At 39.2% G+C, this 11,285-nt stretch carries 7 protein-coding genes; 2 read left to right on the top strand and 5 right to left on the bottom strand.

What is annotated here, in order from left to right:
- The first annotated feature begins 230 nt into the window (after positions 1 to 230).
- The gene (locus VGT41_05965; GenBank protein HEV2601807.1) at positions 231 to 590 is read left to right on the top strand and encodes a hypothetical protein; all 360 of its coding nucleotides are present in this window, start codon (positions 231 to 233) and stop codon (positions 588 to 590) included.
- Here the strand turns inward: VGT41_05965 and VGT41_05960 are convergent.
- From VGT41_05960 to VGT41_05940, 5 genes are all read right to left on the bottom strand, one after another.
- Positions 587 to 1,327, bottom strand: a complete 741-nt coding sequence (locus VGT41_05960; protein HEV2601806.1) for a glycerophosphodiester phosphodiesterase — start codon at positions 1,325 to 1,327, stop codon at positions 587 to 589. The genes VGT41_05965 and VGT41_05960 overlap by 4 nt on opposite strands.
- Before the next feature lie 130 nt (positions 1,328 to 1,457).
- Positions 1,458 to 2,147, bottom strand: coding sequence for an energy-coupling factor ABC transporter ATP-binding protein (locus VGT41_05955; GenBank protein HEV2601805.1), 690 nt, complete (start codon positions 2,145 to 2,147; stop codon positions 1,458 to 1,460).
- 3 nt (positions 2,148 to 2,150) lie between these two features.
- Entirely contained in the window at positions 2,151 to 3,035 is an 885-nt protein-coding gene (locus VGT41_05950; protein HEV2601804.1) for a hypothetical protein, read from the bottom strand.
- Complete coding sequence (locus VGT41_05945; GenBank protein HEV2601803.1) at positions 3,028 to 4,029, bottom strand: ABC transporter substrate-binding protein; 1,002 nt, start codon at positions 4,027 to 4,029, stop codon at positions 3,028 to 3,030. Before VGT41_05945 ends, VGT41_05950 begins: the two co-directional genes overlap by 8 nt.
- 650 nt (positions 4,030 to 4,679) lie before the next feature.
- Entirely contained in the window at positions 4,680 to 5,114 is a 435-nt protein-coding gene (locus VGT41_05940; GenBank protein ID HEV2601802.1) for a hypothetical protein, read from the bottom strand.
- Between VGT41_05940 and VGT41_05935 the strand changes: the two genes are divergently transcribed.
- Entirely contained in the window at positions 5,098 to 11,256 is a 6,159-nt protein-coding gene (locus VGT41_05935) for a hypothetical protein (protein HEV2601801.1), read from the top strand. The genes VGT41_05940 and VGT41_05935 overlap by 17 nt on opposite strands.
- Positions 11,257 to 11,285: the final 29 nt, after the last annotated feature.

Below are 11,285 nucleotides of genomic sequence, written 5' to 3'. Positions count from 1 at the left end.
TGCCTGTTTTGCCCGCTGTATACAGTTCTAAGGCATTTAATTTAAATTCTTTATCATAAATTCTTATTTTTCTCATAAAGTCCCTCGTAATTGTTAGTTTACTACAAGTTCTTCATGTCTACAAAAGTGTAGCAGGATCATATCACAAAAACCAAGCACCTCGCACTCTCGGTATACACGCACAATCAGCGTTACATGGTGAACGTGCATCCCATGAACAGGCGCTCCATGTGAGAGATGAATTGATAAAATACAAACTGTTGGTATACGAGCGCAATATTCAATACGATATGTTCAGCAGACCCCTTCATGCTCTTTGGACCCTCTTTAGAAAAGAATTTCCTGAAGAATATGGCCGCTATCTTACAAACTTCCCTAAAAACAATGGAGTTGATTGGCATCCCCTGCTCAACATACCTGCTTCTACCTGCACACAGGAAGGAGAAAATGGATGCCTATCGCAACAAAAACAACAATTTCTTAAAGCTTATCAAGAAAAATATTGCTATGGTGATGATGCAACAATCAGTCCTCTTTGGAATGTAGATCACTGCCACCCGAACTGTCTTGCTCAGATAAAAAAAGATTAAATACGGTCAGGAAAATTTGAGATTATACCGTCAACTCCCATTGCTTTCATTAATGCTATATCATCATAATCGTTGACGGTATACACCATAATCTTCATACCACGTGCATGCGCATCATCAACCAAGGCTTGATTCATACAGTTAATATCAACAACAATGCAAGACGCTCCTACTCGTTCACCAAATTCTGCAAGTCCAATCGGCAGTCCATTTATAATCGCACCCATAGAAACCTCTGCACAAAATGTACGGAACGTTTCTAATTCATAATGATTAAAAGAAGTTACTACAAACCGCTCATACGAATATCCTTTTTCCCGTACATAGAGCTGTATAAGTTCTGCAACTGCTTGTGCCGTCCCCATTCCTTTCAATTCAATATTGATAATAATATTGGTAGGAGCCATAAGATCAAAAACTTGTGACAATGTTGGTATTGCTTCTCCTTTGCCCACGTCAAGCGCTTGCAACTCTGCTAATGTTTTTTGTGCAACATAGCCACCATCGCGAACTATTTTATTAAGTTTATGATCATGAAATACTACAAGCTCTCCTGACTTGCAAACATGGACATCAAGTTCAATCATATCCACACCGAAGCTAATTGCCTTAGCAAATGATCGCAACGTATTATCTGGCTCATAGCCACACGCACCACGATGGCCAACTTTGAGCACTGGATAGAGAGGCATAGAAAATGTAATCATTGCCAATGCATAGATACATTTTTTATTCATAATTTTGTTACCTTTTTATAATGTGACTAATGAAAACTTCTGATTAATACGGCTGTAGATTGTAGCAGGTATTGCTCTTAACGCAAACTTAAAAAATTATTGTTTATACAATGCAATAATAAGAGCTAATCTATACCACTCGCAACACCCGCAGCCCATCTTCTGATTGCTCCATAATAAAACTGTTTCCTTGCGCATACTCCGCCACCAACTCCTTATCATGACATATCACAACCATCGTTACCTTAAGCTCTTGTGCAAGCTGATACAAACAGCGCATTACATGATGTGCATTCTTTTTATCAAGCGTCGCCGTTGGTTCATCAAGCAACAACAATTTTGTCGATTTTTGTAACGCCATACAGATTGCAAGCAGCTGCCGCTGGCCACCAGAAAGCAGATGTACTGGAATATCTGGATGTATCTGTAATGCGGTGACGAAATTCAATAATGTCGCTTCTGGTAATCCTTGCAAACCGGGATAGCGTGCCATATTAGCAAGTTGCAGATTTTGCACAAAACTAAATTGGTTAGCAAGCATGCTGTCATATTTTTGTAACACAGTATGCACCTGGTGAGTAAAAGCATGAGGTAGCGCATTATTATCAGCTGTATAGATCACACGATCTAATTCTATTGTTGCATCAAGAATGGCATTTTTCTGCGTCACTCCTTGCAAAATAGAAAACAATGTTGATTTGCCTACCCCGTTATCACCTTGGATAACATGTACGGTATTTGGTTCAAAAGTAATCGTAAGATTCTTAAAAAAATCACTACTACTTTGATCAAATTTAAATGAAAGATTTTTAATATTCATGTATTACACTCCCAAATTATCGGTACCACATCGCGCTGATTTATTACGATAGGTATGCAATAAAACAGATAACACCAATAACGCCTGTACTGCAGTAAAATATTGCAAATTAAACCCGACTTTCAAGAGCACCTGTTGCAGCGTGAAATATGCAAATGTACCTGCAAGCGGTATCAAAATTGAAAACGGTTTTTGAGTTCGTACTACCGCCTTACCTAAAATAAGGGCGGTAATACACAATAACGCTTTACCAAGGCCCATATTAAGTTCAATAAAACTATTTGATTGCGCAAACAAATATCCACTCACTCCCGCAAGCGCATTGGCAAGCATCACACCTGAGATAAAAACAAAAGAAGTTGATATGCCATAACAACTAAAAAATTGCGGATTATTCCCATACACGGCATATGCATATCCAATCTGCGTGCGTAATAAAAAATACATGCCGCATGTTATGATAATTCCAATCAACAGCAACATCAGTAGCTCAGGATGCTGTGGAATGACATCGCACAATGTTAACGGATTACCATATGCAGTAAGCGATACATATGCCGGAGAGATACACTGATTAATGCCATGAAACAATCCAAACGTAATAATGCTACTGAGCAAATGAGGAAACATTCCTTTTTGGGTCAGCATACTTGCCACAAATCCGACTAACGCACCGCCAACCAAACTACTGATAATAATTACTGCTAACAACAATCCAATCGGCATCTGCGCGCCTAATAACTGCGAACCGGTGATTGCTCCAAATACATACGCAGTTTCTATGCTTAAATCTGGCACCTTTAATAATGAAAAACTAATATATGCACCGAACATTAATGGTAAATGCAAAAGCGATTGTTCAATAATCACTAATACTGTATTAATCATGATACACCTGCATCGCTTTAAGCTGCTCTACTATCTGCGTATCTATTATGACGTTTTGCATCGCGGCAGTTGCTGTATTCACTGCAACACGGAACTTTGTTACCGCACGCAATCCCAATTCTGCCGGCCTTTTCCCATCAAACAATATTTCCAATGCTTTTTGCGCCGCCTCGCTTCCTGATTCATATTCAGTGACACCATATGCAAGCGCTGCACCTTTTTTACCCGACTCTAAATCAGACGCAAACAATGTTACACCGTAACGATTACATAAGGTAATCAGCGCATCAATACCCGCAACCACCGTATTATCCGCAAGTATCAAAAGAACATCCATTGATGGCAGTAACGCTGCTACCTTTTGCTGTATTTCATTCGTTTGATAAATCTCAACCGCATGCAACGTAATACCAAACTTTTTGATATATTCTGCAATCTCTTGTTTATCTTTTTCTAAACCAACACCGTGCGTTGGGTCGTATACCAACAACATGTTTTTTATGTTTGGTTTAAGCAGATGCACAATATCCATCTCCGTTTTGTAATCAGACTTCACATACACGCCCGTTGATGATGTATTTAAATCCATTATTGATTGTGCAAATTCTGGACCATCTACTGCGGTAAATATATGTGGCGTAGCAACGTTTTTTTTCTTTAGCAACTCCGCTATCGTTTGGCAACATCCTGCACCAATTGTAAAGAGTAGATCATAACCACCACTCACCATCTCTTCTGCTTGCGCACGAAGCAAGGTCTTATTACCATTCGCGTTAAAGGTTGTAAACAGACATTGCTTACCATCACTCTCTTGCACGATCTCTTTAAATCCCCGCTCAATTTCTTGTAATGCTGGGTGCGTGGTTGGAGTGAGAATCGCAATCTTTATCTGACCCGCAGGTGCTTCAAGGTGCTTATTTTGCTTATAAAACAGCAAGCCAACCATTGCTATAGCAAAAACTGCTACTGCCACAACATTCATATACATTTTCATACAAATTCCTTACTCATTATGTATGCGTAGCACAAAGCGCGACGCACAAAAATTTTAATACAATAATCATTGTTACCGTAAAAATTGGACAACAATTTCCACAGCAACTACTCAAAAAAACAATAATAAAAGGGTAAAATGGCGATACGCCATGTGAAAAAAATGTTGGGCGTTACGCCCACCACCAAAAAGAAAAAAATCCGCAGAACCCACACAGGTTACGGACAACAACAATAGACATTAAAGATAAATGACCAGAAACAGCAAATTGGAGGCTTGTACTACGATTGTACAGCTCCTGAGCATCATGGGCAGATAAACCAAAGCTCTTTTGCATGACTGATACACCATTAAATGATTTATAACTATATAATTAACTATACCAGACCCGATTATCCAATGCAATGAATTGCACAACAGCCTCTACTTACACCAATTCTCTTCATCAAAAAACAATCATTGCAAATACAAACCTACAATCTATAGTATGGCCTTATATGTATAAAAAAAAGGCGTTGTGTGATGATACAAGTACTGTTTCTTTATATTGTTCTTGCTTTCTCTGCTGTACCTCTGTACTCGGCAGCTCCCCGAAAAAGACAAGCCGCTCGGCCCGCGCCGGTCAAATCAACAGCAAAGCGACCCGTTACTCAAAAGCCTCTAGCACCATCCTTCGCCAAGGCTACGGCTGGCATGCCACAAAAAGCGCCTGTTAGACCCACACCTGCTGCACCTTTAAGGCCAGCTCCGCCAATAAAACCTCCAACTAAACCAGCAGCAGTTCCATCCTTCGCCAAGGCTTCCGACTCCGTCAAGGCTACGACGAACAGGACGGCTGGCATGCCACAAAAAGTACCTGTTAGACCTATACCTGCTGTAAAACCAGCTACCCCAATAGCAAGACCAAAACCTACTATGGTAACGCCGATTTTAAAACCTGCGCCAGCAGCAAAAATAGTTCCTGCAGTACCCGCTCGCCCAGCAGCTAGACCAGCGCCTGCACCTGCAAGACGACCTGTGGTAACGCCAGCAAGGCCTGCACCATCCTTCGCCAAGGCTCCGGCTGGCATGCCACAAAAAGTCATACCTGCTCCTGCACCCGCTCGACCAGCAGCTAAGCCTGCCGCAAAACCAATAGTAAAACCAAGCCCTGTTCAACAAGCTCCAAAGCCACAACCTATACCAACAACCCCTCCTATAGAACCAGGTCATATACAACAATTTGAAGCCCAGGAATGCGCAGATATATCAAGTGCAACTATTGAAGCATTCAAAAATGAACTGATTCAAAAGAAGAGTGTAACTATCCCCTTATCAAATATTATTGAAAGCTACGTATCAGGAGAAAATCTTCTGAATTCTATGCAGTCCACAAATCCAACGCGTCACAAAATGGTACTCAAATGGATCCGCAATGCTGCGACACGGGTCTTTCATACGAGCGCACGATCGGTACTAGAAATCGTCGTTAATGGCTTTGATAGTATGCTTGCAAATCAAGCATACTCTATCGGAAAATTCGGTATGGGCTTCTTTTCTATTTTGAGCTTTTTATCCGATGCAGAAACTAACGGCGCAAAAATTATTATACAAACCTGCACAAAAACAACATCGGGCCTATTTGCATACAGCATCACTTTGCAGCAATCTCCACAAAATAATATTACGGCAACCTTTGATATCCTATCACCAGAAACACTCAACAGCGTACCAGGTACTATCATTAGGATTGTCCCTAACAAACCATTCACTACAGATCTCCTCCAAGAAATACGAGATTACATGCATTATCTTGATTTTTATCAGTACGGCATTCTGCATCTCACTACTGAAACCAATGCACAACCGATACAAGAAATCATCGGTCAACCTACTATAAAAAATCCGGCCCACGTCTACACCACTCTTTCCAAGAAGAGCATAACCACCAGCGATACAGGATCTGGTATCTGTTTTGATGCAGCGCTCACCAAATTACTGGTGCCAAGCTCTTCATCAAAAGGAAAATCTCCTGCAGAACCCGCACAAGAGCAAAAAATTATTCCTGCGCGCCTTGTTGAATTCAAAGGAAATCGTATACCAAATGTTTCATATTTCCTTATTTCAATCAATGGCCTCATTTCCGTTAAGTTAGCATTAAAACAATGTATTTATGACCATAACCGACAATGCAAAGATTTATTGATTACTATGCCACAACGAACACAGCTGACCATCGCACGCAATGAGGTATACATAGCCCCGACAGGAGTTAGCTTTGAACAAACATACCTGCAACAGGTGATACAAAATAGTATTGAAGAGCTCATTACACTGGCAAAAGAAAATGACCCCGCAAAAAATCCACTATTACTTGCACAGCAAGCATTAGTGGCTGCGCTCTATACTGGGTTTAAAAATTGGGAAGAACAAACTGCAGCGCAGCAAATTAATGGTCTCTTTACTGGATACATCAAAACAGCGGTCACTGAACTGCTTGAAACGAATGACAACATTATACCGGTGCATTCAGATTACTACATGATAATTTATAACTTTATACAGTTTATAACCAAAACGTATGCTCCTAACAATCCCCCTAATCAAGTGCTTTTACCGCTTGAACCATTATTAGTATCATATAACTACTTTTTATTAGAACGATTTTTAAAAGAATATTCAATCACATCGCTCAATGAATTTTATTCTGGCAAACCGCACCTATCCCCAATCGATAGTGTGAGAAAAAATCTCATATATGATGGAATACAAGGTCAACTCATTGCAGGGAAACAGGTTTTTTTCCTTCCTGACGAACTGCTTACTCATCCCGGTCAAAAATATGCTCGCATACAAGATCTTGGTTTATTTAAATCACTGTTTGTCCCTGTATCGCTTGTACAAGAAACAATAAAAAAAGGGGGAGCTAATGCTGCATACCAAAACTACCAGAGCGTTCTTTCGCAAGCTATTATTAGCCGCTATACAATCACGATGCTCACTCCTGCTCAACAACCGGTACAACCAGAGGCTATCCCTCAAACTATTTTACTGTCTGATCCAACTGCATCAGCAAAGATGCCAGGAATCTCACTACAGACTCCTATTTTTAACGAACAAACCGATAACGCAGTTGCAAGCGCTTTTTTAAAAAAATATGCCGATCTCCTGATCAATAAATTTAGAATACCCAATTCGTATAACCATGTAATCGTCTGCTATACACCATCATGCATGAAAGAAAAAAATTTAGAAAACGGTGTTAGCAGGATAGACAACAATACCTTTCTTGTTTATTTACCACTAGCTGCTTTAACTGATATGTCGCATCTAGCGCAATATATGCGTGAGATCTTATCTGGAATTGTTGAATTGTGTGACGGTAGTCGAGAAAAAAACCCAAATTTTATAAAACAAAAATACACCCTTGATGAAATACCCAAAACTCTCTCCGTAAAATTTGCAAATACAATCTTTATCGATCAAAAAGGTTATTATCGTGTCACATTATCCGATGAGGAACTGTTACCCAACAAACCATTTATACAAATGTTTTTTAAAATGACACAACAACCTGGCTGGAATAATCTCTCTTTTGCACAACAAATTAATCTCATACAAACAAACCTCACTACTTTCTTATCACAAAACAAAAAATTAGTTCCTCTATCTCCGGTAAACATACTCAACACAATACTTTCTGCTCTAATTAGGCAAGCACAACTATCTGACAACCAATACGTTTTTGATACCATAATCAAAAAGAAAATTTGGCCTTTACCTGCCAAAAAAGATCTTAGCTATGTAGAAAATTTATTTTTCAGCTTATTAGATAAAAAGAAAAACTTCATCGGTAAGGAGTCAGACCTGCCTTTTGAAAAATCATTCTTAGTTTCATATAAAGGATTATCAGAAAAGCTCGCACAGCAAGTGGCTTTGGAAAAACAGGATTTCATAGCCACCACTATGAATTTACAACAAACTGTAGCAAAGACAGTCGAAGATGCAAATCTTCCCCAGCCACTTATAGAACTGCTGTTGCTCTATTTACAAGTCAATGATATGGCGTCATTGCCTCCTGCAGAAAAAAAGATTTTCATAGATACCACAAATTCTTTAATTAGCATGTACAAAGATCATCTGCATATCCAAGACAATGATATATCATACTCATATGGCTCATCATCAGCCAGTAAAGCCATTCAAGCTCAACCTGATGTAGATGCTGCCGACATCATACGTTTTATTGAATTCATACGACGTGATCGCCTGCTCTATAACAAATTACTGGATTTTCAAATCGCAGATTTTATCTTTAAAACAGATAAGATGAAAACCGCACAAGATCTTATGAATAAGGTTATATATATACCATCCATTTTATCAAACACGCCACTATCCCTGCTCGCACTCCTTTTAAAGGAACAAATAGATGGTACTTATATTAAAACAATCTTAAAAGAAGCGCGTAACCCAGCAGAACTATCTTTTATATGTCACACAATAGTAAATGAGGCTCCAAAATCCACATTTAAAACATACAAAGATGAAGTCGCTAATGCGCTCACCTTTACAATGGCCCATTTCATCAGAGAAAAAATAGAACCTGAACGCATTAATGATATCTACAATACAAATCGAACGACGCCGACCTTAAAAGAACGTACAGAATTTATTAGTAAAGAACCTATTAGCACACTCATAACCAGTTACCTTGAACAGACTACTGCGCAGGTTGGTGGTGCATTACGGGAAAAACAACAATTTTTACCCGCTGCAGCTCAACACGTAAAACCGCAATCATTTACCCTTAAACAACTCATTAACGCACATTGTCAGCAAGCCGGGCTTGAAGAACTATTTGAAGCAACACAAAAACATGCTCTGTGTTCTCTCGATGCACTCGTTCAAAAAATTACGTCGCAAGATATTGAAGTCGCTTTTGATAAAATTGAACAAGCTATCGAAGCAGGAAGCGAAAAAAGCCCTATTACCGCAACTATTACCGAAAGCTTGCAAAACTCTGTTGATGTTATTAAAGCATTTGTCGCAGATGTCATGCAAGGAGCACCTCACTATAAAAAATCATATGAGGCTCGTACTTCACGGTATAGCGAGGAGCAGGTTTTACACGAAGCATCGCAAATACAGTTCCAGGTGGCATCAATTACCACAGCTTCTCAAGTAAAACAACTTGAATTATCTATCAGAGACTTCATAGGATTTCCTTCGCTCAAAAGCCTTATGACTGATTTTTTAATCCCTGATTTTAGTAATAAAAATCCTGAACTCGGCAACATTGGAGACATGGGCAATGGTCTTTTCAAAATATATCAGCAAGCTGATGCCGTCTTTGTTATTACTCGATTACTTGATAGTCCCAATAAAACATATGCTCTCGTGATAAAACCGATGCGTAATCCACAAACCGGGCGCGTACAAGATTTGACCATCACCGCACAAGATATTTCTCACGCTATTGCAGGATCGAACAAACGATTTTTTGGCACTACAATAAAAATCTTATTCCGCAAAGAAAGTATAGAAAAATTACATACAGATTTTTTATATATCAAAGATTATCTCTATAACTGTGTGGGAGCGACAAATATCGAACTTCCTAATAACAATCGCATAGTCGTAAAACTTAAAGAAAACAATCAGTTAACTGAGCTAAATCCGCCAACGACATTCCTCTTTAAATATGATAAGTCAGTAGAAAAAACCGAATGTACCATCACAAAAAGACATGATCCATTATACCAAAGCTACATTACCACTGGTGGCGTCCCCTTCAGATCGCTCGCATCCTTTGCCAAACAAATTAAACTACTACCACCAGACATTATCACACAGCTCAGTTATGGATACATCATCAATCTTCCCACCGGATTTTATGAACCGGTACAAAGCAGAACACAACTTCAAATCCCTCCAGAAAACGTTAGCATCCTGAAAGAAAAACTCCTCAATGCATATTATTTTATAGGACTCACTGAGGGAAGGAGTAATATAAACTTCTTCAAAAAAGTGTTCACTCATTTTGGCAGCAAAGTGGATAACTTTACCCAACTGGCGCTCGCAAAACATGATAGCGATTTGTTCCAAAAGAAATTAAGCGATTTTTATCATCATAAACCTGGCAGCACCTTTGATATTCCATCGTTCTTTACCTATTTTAAACCATCTGACCTCCATCATGCAGCATTGCCAAGCTTCTATGATCAGATACAATACGGCTATCAAACCTTAGTCCCACAAATCGATGCTAACAAACAGCGGGCTAAACAAGCCGCCGAACAATGGAATGCCAAGAATACAAAAAAAATAGCCTCTGTATTCGATGAAAACATCTCATATTCAGACAAAGAACAGTTAAAGAAACAATTGCTCGATGATCTTGATGCTGTCATGCAACAATACAATGTCATCAGCATGCGTATTTTTAACGCATGGAAGGCAGAATTCGAACACAAGATAGCCCATACCGATACAATAGAAACCCTACTGGTACACAACGCAGTCATTCCATGGTTCGAACAAAAAAGAATTGATATTGAAGCAAAAATAGATTTTTCAGCAGACGAAACTGCACAAGCACGCAAAGGAGAAAATGTACGACCAATATATGCTCCTCATACCATCAGAATCGCTTACGCCATCATGCATCATAGCCTCTCAAGCTACTGTAATACATTTATGCACCTTATAGGTTCAAAACAAAAAATCGCTGTTGCATTAGAATATGATAACAGCAGTAATAGCCTTGGATCATATCATCCAATAACTAAAACAGTGACTCTCAATTTGGCACACATTTCTATGACCCGCTATTTTGTCTTTTTAATAAAGTTACTCCATGGTGATATGACTGCTATCAAAAATGATCCTATATATAAATATCTTTTTGATAGCGCTGCAGGTATTGATGCAGTAATCACCCACGAACTTGAACATGCGCGCAGAAACAGTGACCATGAACAGGCTGGCTCTCACTCCCCCGCTACCGATGCCAACGGCAACCAATCTAATTTTAGGGCATGCGCGAACAGTTATTCGCAAAAGGCACAAGAAGAAGGGTTACTAGAAATTTGGAGCGAGGGCGTACGGTCATTCCTACAAAGGAAGCTGCCTAAATCAGATGTAAAAAGCTTTATTCAGGATTTACAAAAAGAATTACCATATTTTAATATACAAGAAACTGAACGAAAAAAAGCTGTCTTTAATGCACTCCAACAACCCATATAGCCGCACGATCATGCCTGCATCCCCATGCC

The organism is Candidatus Babeliales bacterium (assembly GCA_035944115.1).
Taxonomy (GTDB): Bacteria; Babelota; Babeliae; order Babelales; family Vermiphilaceae; genus DASZBJ01.
This window is presented reverse-complemented; position numbering and strand designations above follow the sequence as displayed.

Bases quoted from the DNA above. Each gene is read 5' to 3' on its own strand.
- VGT41_05940 (HEV2601802.1), bottom strand. From the start codon at position 5,114: ATGACTTTTTGTGGCATGCCAGCCGGAGCCTTGGCGAAGGATGGTGCA.
- VGT41_05950 (HEV2601804.1), bottom strand. From the start codon at position 3,035: ATGATTAATACAGTATTAGTGATTATTGAACAATCGCTTTTGCATTTA.
- VGT41_05960 (HEV2601806.1), bottom strand. From the start codon at position 1,327: ATGAATAAAAAATGTATCTATGCATTGGCAATGATTACATTTTCTATG.
- VGT41_05955 (HEV2601805.1), bottom strand. From the start codon at position 2,147: ATGAATATTAAAAATCTTTCATTTAAATTTGATCAAAGTAGTAGTGAT.
- VGT41_05935 (HEV2601801.1), top strand. From the start codon at position 5,098: ATGCCACAAAAAGTCATACCTGCTCCTGCACCCGCTCGACCAGCAGCT.
- VGT41_05945 (HEV2601803.1), bottom strand. From the start codon at position 4,029: ATGAAAATGTATATGAATGTTGTGGCAGTAGCAGTTTTTGCTATAGCA.